15 protein-coding genes are annotated in these 18,401 nt (G+C 41.3%); all 15 read right to left on the bottom strand.

Annotation, left to right across the window (positions count from 1 at the left end; all coding sequences use genetic code 11):
- Nucleotides 1–56 precede the first annotated feature (56 nt).
- Nucleotides 57–1,157: a stage V sporulation protein E gene (gene spoVE, locus QLQ22_RS10510; RefSeq protein ID WP_223442082.1), complete on the bottom strand. Its 1,101-nt coding sequence runs from the start codon at nt 1,155–1,157 to the stop codon at nt 57–59.
- Nucleotides 1,158–1,221: 64 nt separating this feature from the next.
- Nucleotides 1,222–2,571 carry a UDP-N-acetylmuramoyl-L-alanine--D-glutamate ligase gene (murD, locus tag QLQ22_RS10505; protein ID WP_284016586.1) on the bottom strand — a complete coding sequence of 450 codons (1,350 nt, stop codon included), beginning with the start codon at nt 2,569–2,571 and terminating at the stop codon, nt 1,222–1,224.
- A gap of 1 nt (nt 2,572) precedes the next feature.
- The gene (gene mraY / locus QLQ22_RS10500; RefSeq protein WP_252208599.1) at nt 2,573–3,547 is read right to left on the bottom strand and encodes a phospho-N-acetylmuramoyl-pentapeptide-transferase; all 975 of its coding nucleotides are present in this window, start codon (nt 3,545–3,547) and stop codon (nt 2,573–2,575) included.
- Nucleotides 3,548–3,652: 105 nt separating this feature from the next.
- Entirely contained in the window at nt 3,653–5,119 is a 1,467-nt protein-coding gene (locus QLQ22_RS10495; protein WP_284016789.1) for a UDP-N-acetylmuramoyl-L-alanyl-D-glutamate--2,6-diaminopimelate ligase, read from the bottom strand.
- A 279-nt stretch (nt 5,120–5,398) separates the two neighbouring features.
- Complete coding sequence (locus QLQ22_RS10490; RefSeq protein WP_223442078.1) at nt 5,399–7,339, bottom strand: stage V sporulation protein D; 1,941 nt, start codon at nt 7,337–7,339, stop codon at nt 5,399–5,401.
- Between the two features lie 165 nt (nt 7,340–7,504).
- The gene (locus tag QLQ22_RS10485; RefSeq protein ID WP_223442076.1) at nt 7,505–9,718 is read right to left on the bottom strand and encodes a penicillin-binding protein; all 2,214 of its coding nucleotides are present in this window, start codon (nt 9,716–9,718) and stop codon (nt 7,505–7,507) included.
- A 2-nt stretch (nt 9,719–9,720) separates the two neighbouring features.
- Nucleotides 9,721–10,086 (bottom strand): cell division protein FtsL, encoded by a 366-nt coding sequence (ftsL, locus tag QLQ22_RS10480; RefSeq protein WP_223442074.1) that lies wholly within the window; start codon nt 10,084–10,086, stop codon nt 9,721–9,723.
- 34 nt (nt 10,087–10,120) lie between these two features.
- Nucleotides 10,121–11,053, bottom strand: a complete 933-nt coding sequence (rsmH, locus tag QLQ22_RS10475; protein ID WP_223442072.1) for a 16S rRNA (cytosine(1402)-N(4))-methyltransferase RsmH — start codon at nt 11,051–11,053, stop codon at nt 10,121–10,123.
- A 91-nt stretch (nt 11,054–11,144) separates the two neighbouring features.
- Nucleotides 11,145–11,576, bottom strand: a complete 432-nt coding sequence (gene mraZ, locus QLQ22_RS10470; protein ID WP_284016585.1) for a division/cell wall cluster transcriptional repressor MraZ — start codon at nt 11,574–11,576, stop codon at nt 11,145–11,147.
- A 123-nt stretch (nt 11,577–11,699) separates the two neighbouring features.
- Complete coding sequence (gene bshC, locus QLQ22_RS10465) at nt 11,700–13,328, bottom strand: bacillithiol biosynthesis cysteine-adding enzyme BshC (protein ID WP_252208597.1); 1,629 nt, start codon at nt 13,326–13,328, stop codon at nt 11,700–11,702.
- An 87-nt stretch (nt 13,329–13,415) separates the two neighbouring features.
- The gene (locus QLQ22_RS10460; protein ID WP_223442067.1) at nt 13,416–13,808 is read right to left on the bottom strand and encodes a DUF3397 family protein; all 393 of its coding nucleotides are present in this window, start codon (nt 13,806–13,808) and stop codon (nt 13,416–13,418) included.
- Nucleotides 13,805–14,683 (bottom strand): 2-dehydropantoate 2-reductase, encoded by an 879-nt coding sequence (locus QLQ22_RS10455; RefSeq protein ID WP_223442064.1) that lies wholly within the window; start codon nt 14,681–14,683, stop codon nt 13,805–13,807. The genes QLQ22_RS10460 and QLQ22_RS10455 overlap by 4 nt, the downstream gene beginning before the upstream one ends.
- 380 nt (nt 14,684–15,063) lie before the next feature.
- Nucleotides 15,064–16,605, bottom strand: a complete 1,542-nt coding sequence (locus tag QLQ22_RS10450) for an acyl-CoA carboxylase subunit beta (protein ID WP_284016584.1) — start codon at nt 16,603–16,605, stop codon at nt 15,064–15,066.
- Nucleotides 16,606–16,622: 17 nt separating this feature from the next.
- Nucleotides 16,623–16,838, bottom strand: coding sequence for an acetyl-CoA carboxylase biotin carboxyl carrier protein subunit (locus QLQ22_RS10445; RefSeq protein WP_252208596.1), 216 nt, complete (start codon nt 16,836–16,838; stop codon nt 16,623–16,625).
- A 59-nt stretch (nt 16,839–16,897) separates the two neighbouring features.
- Nucleotides 16,898–18,235 (bottom strand): acetyl-CoA carboxylase biotin carboxylase subunit, encoded by a 1,338-nt coding sequence (locus tag QLQ22_RS10440; protein WP_284016583.1) that lies wholly within the window; start codon nt 18,233–18,235, stop codon nt 16,898–16,900.
- Between the last annotated feature and the right edge of the window lie 166 nt (nt 18,236–18,401).

Here is an 18,401-nt window from a genome sequence, read left to right as displayed (position 1 = left end):
AAAAAATGATAAACCCTGTTTTTCAACAGGGTCTATTTCATCTATAGAATGCAGGTTCAGTACCTGGCATATCTGCTAATATTCAATAGAACACCAACCGCCATCAGCATCAGCGTCAATGAAGATCCGCCGTAGCTGAGAAATGGCAGCGTAATACCCGTAACCGGCATTAGCCCAGTTACTACTCCAATATTGATCATGACTTGAATCGCAACCATTGTGATAATGCCGATGGCCAGAAATGAACCGTATAAATCCGGGGCACCGAGGGCTATTCTTACACCCCTCCATAATAACAGACCAAACAGCAAAATGATCAGCGAGCCGCCGATGAAGCCAAGCTCTTCTGCCAGGATAGCAAAGATAAAGTCTGTTTGCGGTTCAGGCAAGTAAAAGAATTTTTGTCTGCTCTGCCCGAGGCCAAGACCAAATAAGCCACCAGGTCCAATTGCATAGAGAGATTGAATGATCTGAAATCCGCTTCCGAGCGGATCTTCCCAAGGATTTAAAAACGATGTGATTCGCTTAATCCGATACGGTGCTGATAAAACGAGCCCTACAAATCCAGCAGCACCCAGCAGACCAAGGAAACCAAAATGGCTGATCCTCGCCCCTGCAACAAAAATCATCACAATACAAGTCCCGACCATAACGGTTCCTGTTCCAAGGTCAGGCTGAAGCATAATTAATGCAAACGCAGTAAAAACAAAGCCAAGCGATGGAAAAAGACCTTTTTTAAATGATGTTATTTTCTTTTGATTTTCTGACAGAAATTTAGCCAAAAACGCAATCATGGCAAGCTTCATGAATTCGGAGGGCTGAATGGAAAATGCGCCGACTCCTATCCAGCTGCGGGAACCATTTCGCTCCATCCCTATCCCGGGAACTAAAACGGCCAGAAGAAGAACAAAGCAAATTATTATCAGCATTTTCGCCCAGGTTCTCCATGTCCAATAATCAACGTTCATTAAAAAAAACATGGCGATTACACCTACACCTGCAAAAAGCAGCTGCCTCTTTGCAAAGAAAAATGAATCTTCAAATTTATAAGTTGCCCAAACTGCGCTTGCACTGTAAACCATGATCAGTCCAATCGTCAGCAGCAGCAAGGTAATGATGACTAGAATGAAGTCTGGTGCAGATCTTTTTGCCGTCAACGCCGAACACCCCAATATTATGGAATTAGGGCTCAAGCTTTGTGACAATGCGTGTACGAGCCCTTTACTTTAGCTTATGCACGGCGTTCTCAAACATGTCTCCTCTTTGCTCAAATGTTTTATATTGATCCCAGCTAGCACACGCAGGGGATAAGAGAACAATGTCACCATCTTGAGATAAGTCAAACGCCGCAATAGCCGCTTGTTCAACATTATCGACACGTTTTATCACTTCTATTCCAGCATCACCTGCTATTCTCTCAAGCTTTGGTGCAGTCTGTCCAAATGTAATGAACACCTTCACATTGCCCAGAAATGGAATCAGTTCGTCAAATTCGTTTCCGCGATCCAAACCTCCTGCAAGCAAAATTGTTGGTGTATCAAAGGCCTGCAGTGCTTTGGATGTTGCTAATATATTAGTAGCTTTTGAATCGTTGTAATATTTTACTCCATCAATCGTGCTGATAAACTGCAGCCGGTGTTTAACGCCTTTAAAAGAAGTCAGAACTTTTTGAATGGCGCCTGTTGATGCTCCGTATAGTTTTACAGCACAGATCGCAGCAAGAATATTCTCAAGATTATGCTTGCCCGGCAAAACAACATCTTTTATTTCAATAATCTGCTCATCGTTATACCAGAGCGAACCGTTACTTATATATGCGCCTTTTTCAAGCTTCTCTGAAACTGAAAAATAAACGATTTGACCTTTGGATTTTTCTGCTGCCCGGCGCACACCCATGTCATCATAGTTCACGACAGAAAAATCATCTGCCTCCTGATTTTCATAGATTTTTGCTTTTGCAAGAGCGTATTCTTCTCTAGTTCCATGATAATCAAGATGGGCATCAAATAGATTCAGCAGCAGCGCAATTTTAGGTCTGAATTTGATTGTTCCCATAAGCTGAAAAGAAGACAGCTCAGTCACAATGACATTCTCTTTTGAAGCATGTTCTGCTACCTCACATGCTACGGTGCCAATGTTTCCAGCGATCAAAGACTTCTTCTGATCAGCAAGAAGCATTTCGTGTATAAGAGTAGTCGTAGTTGTTTTTCCGTTTGATCCCGTAATCCCAATCATATCTGCTTCTGAGATTAAATATGCAAGTTCCACTTCTGTAACAATCGGGATATTCCGCTCCAAAGCTTCAGCAAGCAATGGATTTGTATAGGGGATACCAGGGTTTTTCACAATATATTCTGCATGATTTAGGAGTTCTTTCGGATGACTGCCGCAAATAACCTGAAGACCTGCAGCCTGAAGTTCCTGAGCAGACTCATTTTCTTCAAAAGGCTTCATATCATTGACTGTAACTTTGGCTCCGAGTTTATGTAAGAGCTTTGCAGCAGCTAATCCGCTTTTTGCAAGCCCCAAAACCAGTACATGTTTATGAGTAAAATCTTGAATACTTTTCATCTTATAACCACACCTCAATATAGATTCCCAAAACGGCGAAAACAAGACCCACTGTCCAGAATGTCACGACAACTCTCCATTCTGACCAGCCGGTTAACTCATAGTGGTGATGAAGAGGGCTCATCTTAAATACCCGTTTTCCGGTTGTTTTAAAAGAGATGACCTGAATAATAACGGATAAGGTTTCGATGACGAAAACTCCTCCGATTAAAACAAGAAGAATTTCAAGCTTTGTTAAAATAGCAACTGTGACAATAGCTCCCCCGAGTGCCAGTGATCCTGTGTCACCCATGAATACTTTCGCGGGATGTGCATTGAAGACAAGAAACCCAAGAACCGCTCCTACAACTGCCACTGAAAAAATAGCCACATCATATTGAGATTGATTCCAGGCAAGAACAGCAAATGCGCCAAATGCAACGGCTGCAGTACCTGAGAGCAAGCCGTCAAGGCCGTCTGTTAAGTTAACAGCATTTGATCCGCCGACAAGCATGAAAATGATCAGAATGACGTAAGCCCATCCTAAATCAAATGAAAAATCAGTGCCTGGAATGCGGATTTCTGAAGAAAACCCATATTGTTTAAAAACGATATAGAAAATGACCGCAATAATTATCTGTCCAATCAATTTTTGTTTTGATGTAAGGCCGAGGTTGCGCTTCATCACAACCTTGATGAAATCATCCAGAAAACCGAGCAGGCCGTAACCGAACATAACGAATAGCAGCAAATACATTTCCACACTTGGTTCTGCAAATTTATAGCTCATGACAAGCGTTGTTACAATCACAGCCAAAATAATCATGATTCCGCCCATCGTCGGGGTGCCTGATTTTTTCTGATGGGATTTCGGTCCTTCATCCCGAATGCTTTGTCCGAACTTAAGTCTTCTTAAAAATGGAATAAAGATGGGAGATATCAGAACACTGATTAAAAAACCCATAATAATAGTAAATAAAATAATTTGTTCAAGCATGTTTAGATCCTCCCTGAATAGCTGCATGATGACCGCTTCTGATTACGGATTCATCATATAATAAAAACTTGTGGATTTCTTAAATACATCTTTTAAAGCGGATCATTATCTAATCCGTTCTTTAATGGCTTTCAATGCTACCTCACGATCATCGAAATCGAAAATCTGTGTTCCGATCTGCTGATAGGTTTCATGGCCTTTTCCTGCGATTAAGATGACGTCGCCTGGCGATGCATTAGCAACGGCAAAATAGATGGCCTTCTCTCTATTTTCAATGGAATGATAATATTCGCCTCTAACCCCATCTTCCATCTCATTTAATATGGCGATCGGATCTTCACTTCTCGGATTGTCGGATGTAAAGATCGGTTCATCTGCATACTTCACTGCAATCTGCGCCATGATTTTCCGTTTTGTCCGGTCACGGTCCCCGCCGCAGCCGACAACGACAAATGTCTTTCCAAGAACAAATTGCTTGACCGTTGAAAGAACATTTTCCAGACTGTCCGGAGTATGGGCATAATCAACGATTACGGAAAAATCCTGTCCTCCGTCGACAACTTCAAAGCGGCCGCGAACACCTTCAATGTCCCCAAGAGTAGAAGCTATTACTGATAGCGGCACATTAGAAGCAAGGCTTGCAGCTGCTGCAGCAAGCGCATTGTAGATGCTGAATTTGCCGATGAGCTTCATATTCACCTTCTCACTCCCATGGGAAGTGACAAGATCAAAAGATGTTCCGCTTGGAGACATCGCAATATTTTTCGCCATCACATCACACTCTGTATCAATCCCATACGTCAATATATGTGCTGCCGTCATATTCATAAACTCGGCAGAAGCAGGATCATCTCCGTTCAAGACAGCTGTTTTTGGCTTGTTTTGATCGAATTTATTTCCAAGCTGTGAAAATAGAAGTCCTTTAGCAGCCCGATATGAATCCATTGTCTGGTGGTAATCCAGATGATCCTGTGACAAATTTGTAAAGACGGCTACATCATAATCACACCCATGAACTCGCCCCATATGCAACGCATGGGAGGAAACTTCCATAATTGCATGACTGACTCCTTTATCAACCATCATTCCAAAGGTTTTTTGAAGAGTCAGACTCTCTGGTGTAGTGTTTTTAACGCTTAATTGTTCATCTCCGATTTTTATGTACATCGTTCCGATTAACCCAGTAGTTTGGCTGGAATTCTGAAGGATCTTCTCAATTAAATGCGTTGTTGAAGTTTTGCCGTTTGTGCCTGTAACGCCTATTAAGTGAAGCTTATGTGTAGGCTGCCCGTAAAATGTGTCTGCGAGAAGCGCCATTGCTCTCTTTGTATTATTAACAACAATAACAGGTACTGGAAGTGACAGAGGCTTTTCAGATAATACAGCAGCAGCCCCTCTGCTGACAGACTGTTCAGCATAATCGTGGCCATCAACTGTGTACCCGCTGATGCAAATAAATAAACTTCCTTCCTTCACTTCTCTTGAGTCCATTTCAATCGAGAGAATTTCTGGATTTTCATTCACGTTCATTTTCATATTTTGCAGCTGCGAAAGCAGTGTCTGTAATTTCATCATTACCAAATCCTCTCAAAAACCAACAATAGTTTCTTTCTTTATTTTTTATACAAAATCATCCATTTATAAAAAAACGCACAGTTCTTATTTTATCTCATCTTCGCTAAAAGAGCCATATCAGCTTTTAAAAATATCATATTGAATGGCAGCAGTGACTTCATCTCCCATATTAAAAGATAACGAAAGTACAAAGCTTCTCTTTTTCCTGCCATAAAATAAAAGCGAGGCAAACACGTGTTGTGATTGCCGGCTTTTTTGTGTATAAAAGAGAGTTAGTTACTCGTCTTCTGTTTTATTGTCGCTTTTTCCTAAATACAGTCGGAGGGTTGATCCTTCCTTCAGTTTCACTCCGGCTGCTGGTGACTGCTGAACAACTGTGTCGCCGGAACCGGCAATATCAAGCTTAAGGTTTACCATCTGCTCTCTCAATTCCGTTGTAGTCAGCCCTACAACATTCGGGACACTTACAAGTTTTGTGTCTAGCCATGTATATTCTTTTTCGATTTGATCTTTTCTCGGTTTCACACCAAGCTCTCTTAAACTATCTTCCATGATGTTCCCTACAATTGGCGCAGCTACCGTTCCCCCGAACTGAACCGTGCCTTTGGGATTATCAACTGCAACATAAACAACAATTTCAGGATCATCAGCTGGAGCAAAGCCTATAAACGACACAATATAGTTATTCTTTAAGTAAACTCCATCTTTTACTTTTTGGGCAGTTCCTGTTTTGCCGCCGACACGGTAGCCGTCAACAAACGCATTTCTTCCTGTTCCTTGTGCCACTACACTTTCTAAAGCATACCTTATCTGTTTTGATGTTTCTTCTGAAATCACACGGCGCTTAGCTTCAGGAGCCGTCTGACTGACAACGTCACCAGTGATCGGGTCAATCCATTCCTTTGCAATAAAAGGAGTATAGAGCGTTCCGCCGTTAACCGCCGCTGAAACAGCTGCTACCTGCTGAATGGGTGTTACAGAAACACCTTGACCAAATGCTGTTGTCGCCTGCTCAACAGGACCTACATTTTTAACATTGAAGAGAATCCCTCTTCCTTCTCCCTGCAGATCGATCCCTGTTTTTTGGCCGAAACCAAAGTTCTGAATATATTTAAACAGCGTATTTGTGCCGAGCCTTTGCCCTAATTCTACAAATCCCGGGTTACAGGAGTTTTGAACAACTTCAAGAAATGTCTGGCTGCCATGGCCGCCTCTTTTCCAGCATTTAAGTCTTGCTCCGCCAACCTCCACAGATCCGCCGTCATGAAAGTGTTCTTTTTGCAGATTTACTTTGTTCTCTTCAAGGGCGGCAGCCAATGTAATAATCTTAAAGGTTGATCCTGGTTCGTAAGAGCTCCATACAGGAAGATTCCGATTGTAGATCAGAGGATCAACATTTCTGAAATCAGCCGGATCAAAATCAGGTCTGCTTGACATGGCAAGAATTTCTCCGTTTTTGGGATTCATGGCAATGGCAATCATTCCGTCCGGGTTGTAGGCTGCCTGAGCGTTATCCAGCTCCCGTTCTACAATGGTTTGAACTTTTGAATCAATGGTTAATTTAAGATTTAAACCGTCTATTGGAGCTGTATATTCATCCGCTTCTTCTGGCATTCTTTTCCCTTTTGCATCGGAGTAGAATTTCACATATCCTTTTGTGCCTTTCAGCTGTTCATCGTAGTAGGATTCAAGCCCAAGCAGTCCCTGATTATCGATTCCCGCAAAACCAAGCACATGTGAGAGATAGCTTCCAAACGGATAATGCCGCTTAGAATCTTCCGCTATGTATACTCCTTTAAGCCCTAGGGCGCGAAGCTCTTTTGCTTTTTCATGAGAAATCTTTCTTCCTTCAGGATTGATGCGCTGAATTGACTGCTTCTTTGTAATAAGTTCATAAGCGCGCTCTTTTGACATATTTAAAACAGAAGCAAGCTTTTCAGCCGTATCTGCCGGGTTTTCCACCTGCCTCGGCACAACAAGGACCGACGGGGCACTCATATTCGTTGCAAGCTTGACGCCGTTGCGGTCAAGAATCTCGCCCCGTTCAGGCTCAAAAGGAATGTTTCTGCTCCATGAATCCTTAGCAAGAGCAGTTAATTTATCCCCTATGAAAAACTGAACGTATCCAAGACGGATATCGATAATAAGAAAAATCAAAAATCCAAACAGCAGCACCATTGTCAGACGCTTTCTGACAGTCACATTTGAAACGCGCATAGAATTATACCCCTCCTTATCCAGGCTCGTTCAAATATATGCTTGTACAGCATCATCTAGAACTTTTAGGGATAAGGAGATATTGGTCAAAACTGTGAAACTTTGCATACATGCTAATGACTAAAAAAACAAGCTTGATCAACGATGTTGACCAAGCTTGTTATTCTACTCAGTTTCATCTTCTGCTTCTGCATCTTCAGCCTGTTCATTTTCTCCGCTGCTTGGCTGTTTGGGACTTTCAAGCTTTACAATTAATTGATCGTTCTCTTTTACAGTCTCATTTTCCGATAAATTTTGAGAAACAACATAGCCGTTTCCTTTTATCTTAAGGTCAAGGTCAAGGAAATTAGCGAGCTTCATGACATCCCGGGATGACCAGCCTTTAATGTCTGGCATCGTGACTTTGCCATCTGTCTGCAAAAACACACGTTCATTGACAATCATGTTTGTGCCTGCTTCTGGATATTGAGCAACAATTTCATTTCCAGATCCAAGAATAAGCGGCTGAACATTATTTGATTTCAGCAGTTTTTCTGCTGATGCTGAATCTTCACCGATAAAGGACGGCACTTCTGCGCCAATTTCAGTTTCTGTTTTCTTAGGCTGTTCCAGAGCTTCCTCAGAAGGCTGGATTTTCAAATACTGCAAGCTGTTTTTCATTACGGTATTAAAAATGGATGATACAGGCATGGAGCCTGTTTCTGTGTCTTTCAGCTCAGGCTGCTGGACAGCTATATAAACAAGCAGTTCTGGATCTTCTTTCGGCGCCATTCCTAAGAATGAAAAAATGTAGTTATCCCGGCCGGTTAAATATTTCCCGTCACTTCCTGCTATTTGTGCCGTTCCTGTCTTTCCGGCAACTTCATACCCTTCAATCTGATATGGTCTGCCGGTGCCTTTTTCCGAACTGACAACTGTTTCTAAAATGTCCAGCACTTCTTTTGACGTTTTTTCAGAAATAGGTGTGCCTGCAACTTCAGGCTTATTTTGTTTCACCACTTTGTCATGATCAACATCAACAATTTTATCGATAATATAAGGCTTCATCATTTTTCCGCCGTTTGCGATTGCAGTGGCTGCCTGAACCTGCTGAATCGGCGTCACAGTTGAACCTTGGCCAAATGCAGTCGTAACTTTTTCAATATCATACTTATAATTAAACTTTCCATTCGCTTCGTTTGGCAGATCAATTCCGGTCTTTTCATTTAATCCGAACTTGTTCATATACTGCATGAATCGATCTGGGCCAAGCTTTTCCTTCGCAAGGATGGCCATCGCTACATTTGATGAACGCTGCACACCTTCTAAGAAGGAAATCGTTCCCCAGCCTGTTTTATTATGATCGCGAATTCTTCCGCCTTCCACATTATATGCACCTGACTGATACAACTCATTGCGGTTAAATACGCCTTCTTCAATGGCAGCTGCAAGCGTGAAAATTTTCATCGTCGAGCCTGGCTCAAATGGATAGGCAACGGCATCATTGTAATAATTGTTGATATCGCGGACATTCGGATCAAAGCTTGGGCGCTGTCCCATTGCAAGAATCTTCCCTGTCTTAGGATCTGCCACAATTCCGATAATCTTCTCAGGTTCATATTCTTCTGCCGCTTCATTCATTGCATCTTCAAGGAATGTTTGAACCTTTTGGTCAAGCGTCAGATATACTTTATCACCGTTATCAGGTGCTACTATTTTTTCTTCTCCATTCGGGAGCTTAAACCCTTGTTTATCTCCCTCATATACTTTGTAGCCATCTTTTTCTTGAAGATATTTATCAAGACTTTTCTCAATTCCAAACATGCCTACCGTTTTATTTGATTCTTCGTCTCTTTGGGCATACCCGATTATATGTGAGGCGAATGTGCCATTTGGGTAATACCGGTGGGTGTCTCTGATAAATCCGATACCCGGAAGATTCATTTTCTCAATCTTCACTTTTAATGAATGGCTAATGTTTCTTCCGGCAGAACCAAATTCCACCTGAAAAGCATCCTTCGATAATATGTCGCTGACTTCACTCTCTTCCATATCAAGCAATGGAGCAAGTTTTTCAGCTGTTTCTTCCGGTTCAATTACATGCTTTGGTTTTTTGGGGCTTGTCGTCATGCTGTCATCAAGAACCGCAACCAAAGTATACGTTGACGTATCTTGGGCAATCACTTCTCCTCTTCTGTCCAAAATAGAGCCTCGATTCGCCTCAATGCCGCGCTTACGTTCATATTGCTCTTGAGCGCGGGCCGCAAGGATTTCCCCGTTAACTTCACCTGTTGTCTGTAAATACAGGAATCTGATGATTAAGACAAAAAAGAGCAATGCAAATATTAAAGTTAATATTGCTGCTCCTCTGTTCATATTGATATTTTTTGGCTGTGTCATGTTTATTCATTAACAACTTTCACGTTATTATGGTTAAGTGTTAATCCAAGCTCTTTAGCTTTTGCCCAGATGCGTTCGTATGTGCTTAATTCTTTTACTTGAACAGTTAAGTCAGAATTAATTCTTTGCTGATCCTGTATTTTCGCCTCAATCTTCTGAATCTCAATATTCGACTGATAAACGGTTACGCTGTTCGATACGATTTGGACGGCTGCAAATAAGAGGACAGATAAAAAAGCGACGATAAGCACTTTTTCCCCTACTGTTATGGTTGGTCTTCTTGTAATAACGACCGTTTGCTGCTGCTCGGGCATTTGTTTATGCTGCTCTTGCCTCTGCTGCTGTAATTTCACTGCTAAATTACTCATGAACACAACCCCCTCTGATTTTTTTGGGCTTTCTTTATAGTTTTTCTAGGATTCTAAGTTTAGCTGATCTTGCGCGATTGTTTTCTTCTAGCTCTTCGTCTGATGGCACGATCGGTTTTCTTGTGATCAGTTTCACTTTCGGTTTAAATTCATCCGGTATAACCGGCAAGTTTGGAGGCAGTTCAGGTAATGCAGCGGCTTGCTTAAAAGCTGTCTTGCAGATTCTGTCCTCTAATGAATGGAACGTTATGACGCTGACTCTTCCGCCGGGTTTGATTAGATCGACAGCTTGTCCAATTGCTTCTTCAAATACTTTCAGTTCATCATTGACCGCAATTCGGATCGCCTGAAAAATCCGTTTGGCTGGGTGCCCGCCTTTTCTTCTTGCTGGAGCAGGAATCGCATCTTTAATTAATTCCACGAGCTCTCCTGTAGTTTGGATCGGCTGTTTTTCTCTAGCTGCTTCTATTTTTCTCGCTACCTGCTTTGAGAATTTTTCTTCTCCGTAACGGAAGAAAATTTTGACCAGTTCTTCATATGTCCAGTGATTCACTACATCAAAAGCGGATATGCTGGCATGCTGATCCATTCTCATATCAAGAGGTGCATCGTGATGATAGCTGAAGCCTCTCTCAGGTGTATCTAATTGCGGCGATGATACGCCAAGGTCAAACAAAATGCCGTCAACCTCAGTAACACCTAATTCTTCCAGTTCTTCTTTCAAATATCTGAAATTGCTTTTTATAAATGTAACCTGTCCCGCATAGTCTGCAAGCAGTTCTTTTGCATGCGTGAGGGCTGCATCATCCTGATCAAAAGCGAAGAGGTGGCCATCTTTAGACAGCTTGGACAGCAGATAAGAGCTGTGCCCTGCTCCCCCTAAAGTGCAGTCTACATATACACCGTCTTCTTTAATGTTTAATCCGTCTACCGTTTCATGCAATAATACTGTTTTATGTTGAAACATTGCTGTTACCACCTTTATCAGAGTCGATTGTTTTGGATGTTTAAATATGATGTTGGAATGTCTTATTACTCATTGTTTGCACAAGAGACCATTATATATCAAAACCAATCATATTTTCAGCAATTTCGGCAAATGAATCTTCTTGTTCAGTCACATATGTATCCCAAATTGCTTTATCCCATAACTCGATCCGATTTGATACTCCAATAACAACACATTCTTTTTCAAGCTTTGCATATTGCAAAAGCGGTGCAGCTAAATTAATGCGGCCTTGCTTGTCGAGCTCGCATTCAACAGCCCCAGAAAAGAAAAACCGATTGAATGCACGTGCGTCTTTTTTTGTTAACGGGAGAGCTTTAAGCTTATCTTCGATCAATTTCCACTCGCTCATTGGATAACCGAACAAACATTGATCAAGTCCTCTTGTGATGACGAAAGTTTCTCCGAGCTCTTCCCGGAACTTGGCAGGAACGATCATGCGGCCTTTTGCATCAATCGTATGATGATATTCACCCATGAACATGTCCGTCGCCCCACTTTCTTTCTCTCAGTCACCACTTCCCCCCACTTCTCCCCACCTCCTATTCTACACGTTCTTTTCATAAAAAAAAACCCTGTATTCCACAGGATTTCAGAAAATCGTTATTTATATTTTGACAATTTTATGATGATTGTTAAAAGAATAGCGAAGCTGCACGATTTCGTCTAAAAAATTTGGACCATATTTATTCAGATAGTAGTAAATATTCCACGTTCTCTCCTGAAAACCGTCATTTGGCTTGAGAGATTTCCCGATTCTTGAGAATTTATCCATTTCCACCCGATGTTTTTGTTGAATCTTCTTGTCGATGTGAGATTCCAATAAATCCAGCTGAGCCTGAATAAAATACGCATTTTTCATTAAAAATGGCTCTAAACTTTTGTCAATTGAGAGAGCTGACTCCCGCAGTTCACGGTGAATCTGTTCGAATTGCTTTTTTGTCTCCTCAATTTTAGGCGACATTTGAGAAGGTTCTTTTTTTGATACCCACTCTTTCCGTGCTTGTTCCACACCTCTTGTAAAGACATCTTCAATCTCGATCTCTACATCCTGCATATCTGTTTCAATGGATCTTTCCAATAATGTGATATTCAGTCTAGGTACGACAGGAGGCATTTCAAAATCTAAAACCTGAAAGACTCTTTTCAATTCCGCCCAATAAGCAAGCTCCCCAGGACCGGCAATAAACGCCAGAGTCGGCAGAATACACTCCTGCATTAGCGGTCTTGTTACAACATTGTTGCTCAGCCTTTCAGGAGTTTGTTCGGCAAAGTGCCTCATCTCCTCTTCAGTAAAAGTTAAATTTTCTTCTACTGAATATGTTTTATCTTTTGCACGATGAAGCAAAGAACGTTCATTATTTTCATGATGATAAAAAAGATTTGCACTTGTCACTTCTGTTTCAATGATCGGCTGATAGCCAACTGATCTCATAAACTCCTGCTGTGCAAGAAGCGCCTCTGAGATTTCTTCATTTTTTCTGATAAACTGCTGAAAAAATACAGATTCCATCTTCCTTAAGTCAGGGTCAGAGGAGTTCATGATGACAAGTCCGTACCCAGAAAACATTTCATATGTCAGCTTTTCAAAAAATTGAGTATAGGTTTTTGATGTACTTAATGTTTGTTTGAGGCTTTCCATCAGCGTGTTTGTATAATCTGTTTCACCGTACGTTTCAAAAATAGAGCAAATCCAATTCCAGCATTCTGTCTGATCCAGCTCTTTATAAAAAACAGGAACTTTCTCAGATTGCGTATGCTTGATCGCTTTCTTTTTTATGACTTGATTTTGCGATACTAACAAATGATTGATTTCAGCAAAATCATGGTCCTCGCCTGCAACCCAGAAAATCGGGATAACAGGAACAGAAAGCTTTTCTTCCTGCTGCTTTGAAAGCACGAGAATGGAAATAATCTTATGTATTGTATAGAGTGGGCCTGTCAGTAAACCTGCCTGCTGTCCGCCCACTATAACAAGGCTGTCAGGCTGTTTTAGCCGTTTAATGTTATTGGTCACTGTGTGATTTTCAGGAAAGTGTTTCTGATGATAGGATAAAAGATAATCAGATAATTCTTCCCGCGCAAACGTTCTATTTTTTAAATCGTTCATTCTCTTTTCATAGACATCATCATTTGTAATCTGATAATCAAAGTAGTCCACCGTATTTAGCCTTGCATGAACCAAATCTTCCACAAGGCGGTTCGTGTGGCGAAGGGAGAGTTCAGTAATCTCCATTTATGTACTTCCTTTCCGGGTTATGTAAGCTTCCGAGAAGAGTATAGCATTTATTGATACGAAAATAAAAAAAGTTTGCCTGCAATCTTACAGATATTCAAGGATTCCGGAAATGATTCCATATATAGTAAGAAACGTCGAGATCGGCAGCAAAAGCAAAAAAGAGAACCGCCAGCATTTTTTAAATGCAATTGATAATGTAATGGACGATTGCGATCGGATCAGGATAAGCAGACCTGTAAACACGATGAAGAGGCAGACGAAAAATAACCCGCTGTAAAAAGCAGTTTGCGATAATATTAGCAGTTTGAAATAAATTGAGAATATTAATAAAACCACAGCAATGTCTGCTGCAAGCAGCAAGGCTCTTTTTTTGCTGTTTGTCATTACAAGCAATAACAGAAAAAGAAGAAAAAAACTTAACAGCGGAAGTGAAACTGCAAAAGCAAAAATGCTGACAATAAAATCGATCACAATCATCCTTCCATTCCCCTAATGGCTTGATATAAGAAATGAAGAACAGGAACTTCAAGCTTCTCTGTTTTTGCCTGATTGATTAAGTAGCCAATGATTCCATCAATTTCTGTCATTCTGCCTTCTTCTATGTCTTTTAGCATAGATGAACGATTTTGAGCCGTGTTCCTGCATATGGCCATAACATGCTCCCATTCTTCTTGTCCTTTCTCAAGAGACAATACTTTCATTGCCTCATGAAATACACTCTCTGCCATTTTGTTAAACATGGGATTTGAGGCAAGCTCGCCATTAGGAACCCGCAATAAAGCAGTCAGGGGATTAATGCAAGCATTCACAAGCAGTTTCTGCGACATCATATACTTCCAGTCTCCTATATATTCAAATGGAAAATGATCCATTTGCATCTTCAGGACAGGCAGCTCATTTAATCTTTCACCCGGAAACAACGGGCTGACCTTAATGCATCCGAACCCTGTATGCTTAACGGTGTTGTCACTCAGTTTTAATGCACCATGCTCCACAATGCCCACAAATACCCGATGTGCTGAAAGGGTTTGAAGCAAAGGGATATGAGACATGCCATTTTGCAGAAAAAGAACCGTTTTAGGCGGACTTTTTTTCAAGGCATTCAAAATGTCCTCCAGCTGATATTGTTTGACTGTTACAATTAAAAGCGGTTCTGTATAAGCTGGTTTATCTTCAGCTCTAAGATGTAAAGATATGCTCTCTTGATTGCCTTTGACTAAACTTATTCCTCCAGCATTGATAAGCTCTGCCTGCTCTTTGCGCCTTGTATAAAGCGTTACTTCATGGTTCTTGCTTAAATATGCGGCACTTAGTAAGCCTACTGCTCCTGAACCGATAATTCCAATCTTCATAAGCTAATCCCACCGTTTTCCCTTAATTCTATTATCATACCAAATATATGTAGTATTTCCCATATTTAATAAAGCTGGAATAAAAAAGCCGCCCGTGATATATGCTTACATTCTGATTGAATGGCTGCACGGATTTCACTTTTTGTGATTTTTAAGGCACCATTTTCCGATATTGGGTCGTGGATTTTGCCATATCTTGGTTAAGGGTACGCTTCGGCTGGGATTGCTGAGATATTGGTTGGCGAACCAAATATGTTTTAGCCCACCTGAAGAGTTTTAGTACTTCGCTGAAAGCTTTTGGGAACTCTAGGAGCAGCCTGGTTTTTTCATTTTCTCAATAAGAAAAGCCAGCTCCTTAAAAGCTGGCTTTATCTGCTGAATTATACCGGATAAACCGGATGCTTCCGTTCGCTGAATGAAAGCTGTTTTGTTTCATATAAAGAGAAGCGGGAAATTAGTTCTTCTCTAAGCTCATCTGCAGAAACAATGTCGTCTACAATCATTTCAGATGCAAGCTTATAAATATCAATGTTTTCTTTATACTCCTGCTGTTTTTGAAGGACGAATTTCATTCTCTCCTTCGGATCTTCGATTTCATTGATTTTATTTGAATAAATCGCATTAACAGCAGCTTCGGGACCCATAACAGCTATTTGAGCTGTAGGAAGAGCAATGACGCAATCCGTTTCAAAAGCCGGTCCTGCCATGGCATATAGTCCTGCACCATATGCTTTTCTCACGATAACGGAGATTTTTGGAACCGTAGCGGAGCTCATGGCAGCGATCATCTTAGCGCCATGACGGATAATTCCCGCTCTTTCTACCTTAGTGCCAATCATGAAGCCCGGCACATCCGCAAGGAATAATAACGGGATATGAAACGCATCCGCAAGCTGCATAAACTTCGCTGCTTTGTCAGCTGAATCTACAAATAAAACGCCGCCTTTCACTCGCGGCTGATTTGCAATGACTGCAACAGCCTTCCCGTTCATCCGGGCAAAACCTGTGATAATTTCAGGTGCGAATAAGCGTTTGATTTCAAAGAAGCTTCCCGCGTCTATGAGAGAGTCGATGCACTCATACATATCAAATGGTGCATTCTGATTTTCCGGAACAATTTCAGACAGCCTTCTGCCCTGCTTCGGAGCAGCTGGTTCTGCAGGCATTGGGGCATGCTGATAATTTTGCGGAAAATAAGTTAAGTATCGTCTCGCCTCTAATATGGCTTCATCTTCTGTCTTTACAAGGATATCGCCGCAGCCGCTTACAGAGCAGTGCATTCTGGCTCCGCCCATTTCTTCAAGCGAAACTTTTTCGCCAATGACTTTCTCTGCCATGCGGGGTGATCCCAAATACATGGAGGCGTTCCCTTCGACCATTATAACAATGTCACAAAAAGCCGGGATATATGCTCCGCCTGCTGCTGAAGGACCAAACAGAAGACAGATTTGCGGAATCATGCCTGACAATTTAACCTGGTTATAAAAGATTCTCCCTGCGCCGCGGCGATTTGGGAACATATCAATCTGGTCCGTTATTCTCGCTCCGGCTGAGTCCACCAGATAAAGCAATGGGACTTTCAATTTTTCAGCAGTCTCTTGGATGCGGATGATTTTTTCAACCGTTCTTGCTCCCCATGAGCCCGCTTTAATTGTAGAATCATTTGCCATTACGCAAACGGTTTGGTTATTTATTTTTCCGATTGCAGTAACTACGCCGTCAGATGGAAGATCGCCTGCCTGGTTATTGGCGAACTTCCCATCCTCTGTGTATTGTCCATTATCAAATAGACGGTTAAGTCTTTCTCTTACAAACAATTTACCCTGCTGCTGAAGCTTTTCGTGATATTTAGGCTGACCGCCAGCTTCAATTTCTGCTGTTTTTTCTTTCAGGATTTTGACCAGCTCATCCGTTTTCAACATTGGAAATACCTCCTTTTTTAAGCTTTTAAAATGATTAATACATCGCCTTCATTAACGAAATCGCCGGATTCAGCTTTAACTTCCTCCACAACGCCGTTCTCAGGGCTGTCTAAAGGTATTTCCATTTTCATTGATTCGAGCATGATCACATCTTGTCCAGCCGTTACTTCGTCCCCTGCTGCCACTAATACATTTAATACTGTTCCTGCCATACTTGCTTTTATTTCGATCATGTTATAAATCCTCCATTCTTGGTGTGGTGAAACAAACTCATTATTTTACTGGCTCTAAATTAAGCGAAAACCGCTGTTTGCAGAAAAGATGTGCTGTATCTTCCCTGATTAAATTGTTCATTCGACAAAATATTGATGAATAATGGAAGGTTCGTTTTAATTCCTTCGATTTTCATTTCATTTAAAAAGGTCCGTGCTTTTTCAATGGTTTCTTCGCGGCTTTCGCCATTTACAATGATTTTTGCGACGAGCGGGTCATAATAGGGTGTAACCGTGTTCCCTTCTGCATAGGCACAATCCATAATAACCCCATCTGTCTCATTGAATGTAAACGCTTTAATTAATCCGGGTGACGGAATGAACTTCACAGGATCCTCGGCATATAGTCTAAATTGAATAGAATGTCCTTTTTTCGTAATTTCATCTTGAGAAAAAGGAAGCTCAGCTCCTGCTGCAGTCCGAATTTGAAGTTCAACAAGATCAAGCCCTGTGACACCTTCTGTCACCCTGTGTTCTACTTGCAGTCTAGTATTCATTTCAAGAAAATAAAAGTTTTCTTTATCATCAACAATAAACTCAATCGTTCCTGCGTTTATGTATCCTACATGCTTTGCTGCCGCAACAGCTGCTTCACACATCTTAGCCCTTGTCTCCCCGGATAAGTGCGGAGAAGGAGATTCTTCAACCACTTTTTGGTTTCTGCGCTGAACAGAGCAGTCACGCTCGAACATGTGAACAACATTTCCATGATGATCTCCAAATAATTGAATTTCAATGTGCCTTGCATCTGCAATAAATTTTTCTATAAAAACTTCATCGTTTCCGAAGTATGCTTTTGCTCTTGTTTTTGTAGAGGCAAAACATTTCATAAGGGCCGCTTCATTGTCACACCGCTGCATGCCGATCCCGCCTCCGCCTCCGCTTGCTTTAAGCATAACCGGGTAGCCGATTTCTGCTGCAAACGAACAGGCTTCTTCGATCGTAGATAAGCCCGTAACACTGCCGGGCACAACAGGTACGAAAGCTTCCTTCATCGTTTTTCTTGCTGCTACTTTGTCTCCCATTAAAGCCATTGTTTCGGAACTCGGACCAATAAACTTGATACCCTTTTCTTCCGCTGCCTGAGCAAACTCCGTATTTTCAGATAAGAATCCATATCCTGGGTGGATGCCATCCACTTGTTCCCGGACAGCAATATTTAAAATTTCATCCTTTAATAAATAGGATTTCGAGACAGGAGCTTCACCTATTCTAAAGGCATAGTCTGCTTCTTTAACAAATGGCAAATCAGCATCAGCATCAGAAAAAATGACGACAGTTTCAATCCCCATTTTTTTGCATGTTTTGATAATCCGAAGCGCAATTTCTCCCCGGTTTGCAATTAAAATCTTCTTCAATTTCTTCCCTCCCAAGGTGTAAAAGAATATCCCCACAGAGTACATTTCTTCATAAACTTTAAATTTCCTTCTTTAAAAATGAAAACGCTCACTAAACTCTTTTCTAATCTTTTCTTCGTGGTATAATAACTGTAAGTTTTAAAATTTTATTAAGATTTTGTATTCT

It is taken from the genome of Metabacillus hrfriensis (genome assembly GCF_030127205.1).
Taxonomy (GTDB): Bacteria; Bacillota; Bacilli; order Bacillales; family Bacillaceae; genus Bacillus_P; species Bacillus_P dongyingensis.
Note: the sequence above shows the minus strand (reverse complement) of the source record. Positions and strands in the feature narration are given on the sequence as shown.

Coding starts and splice junctions, on each gene's coding strand:
- mraZ (WP_284016585.1), bottom strand. CDS start 11,576: ATGTTCATGGGTGAATATCATCATACGATTGATGCAAAAGGCCGCATG.
- ftsL (WP_223442074.1), bottom strand. CDS start 10,086: ATGAGTAATTTAGCAGTGAAATTACAGCAGCAGAGGCAAGAGCAGCAT.
- bshC (WP_252208597.1), bottom strand. CDS start 13,328: ATGGAGATTACTGAACTCTCCCTTCGCCACACGAACCGCCTTGTGGAA.
- mraY (WP_252208599.1), bottom strand. CDS start 3,547: ATGCTTGAACAAATTATTTTATTTACTATTATTATGGGTTTTTTAATC.
- QLQ22_RS10485 (WP_223442076.1), bottom strand. CDS start 9,718: ATGACACAGCCAAAAAATATCAATATGAACAGAGGAGCAGCAATATTA.
- rsmH (WP_223442072.1), bottom strand. CDS start 11,053: ATGTTTCAACATAAAACAGTATTATTGCATGAAACGGTAGACGGATTA.
- QLQ22_RS10455 (WP_223442064.1), bottom strand. CDS start 14,683: ATGAAGATTGGAATTATCGGTTCAGGAGCAGTAGGCTTACTAAGTGCC.
- QLQ22_RS10490 (WP_223442078.1), bottom strand. CDS start 7,339: ATGCGCGTTTCAAATGTGACTGTCAGAAAGCGTCTGACAATGGTGCTG.
- murD (WP_284016586.1), bottom strand. CDS start 2,571: ATGAAAAGTATTCAAGATTTTACTCATAAACATGTACTGGTTTTGGGG.
- QLQ22_RS10460 (WP_223442067.1), bottom strand. CDS start 13,808: ATGATTGTGATCGATTTTATTGTCAGCATTTTTGCTTTTGCAGTTTCA.
- QLQ22_RS10450 (WP_284016584.1), bottom strand. CDS start 16,605: ATGTTGAAAACGGATGAGCTGGTCAAAATCCTGAAAGAAAAAACAGCA.
- QLQ22_RS10445 (WP_252208596.1), bottom strand. CDS start 16,838: ATGATCGAAATAAAAGCAAGTATGGCAGGAACAGTATTAAATGTATTA.
- QLQ22_RS10495 (WP_284016789.1), bottom strand. CDS start 5,119: ATGAAATTACAGACACTGCTTTCGCAGCTGCAAAATATGAAAATGAAC.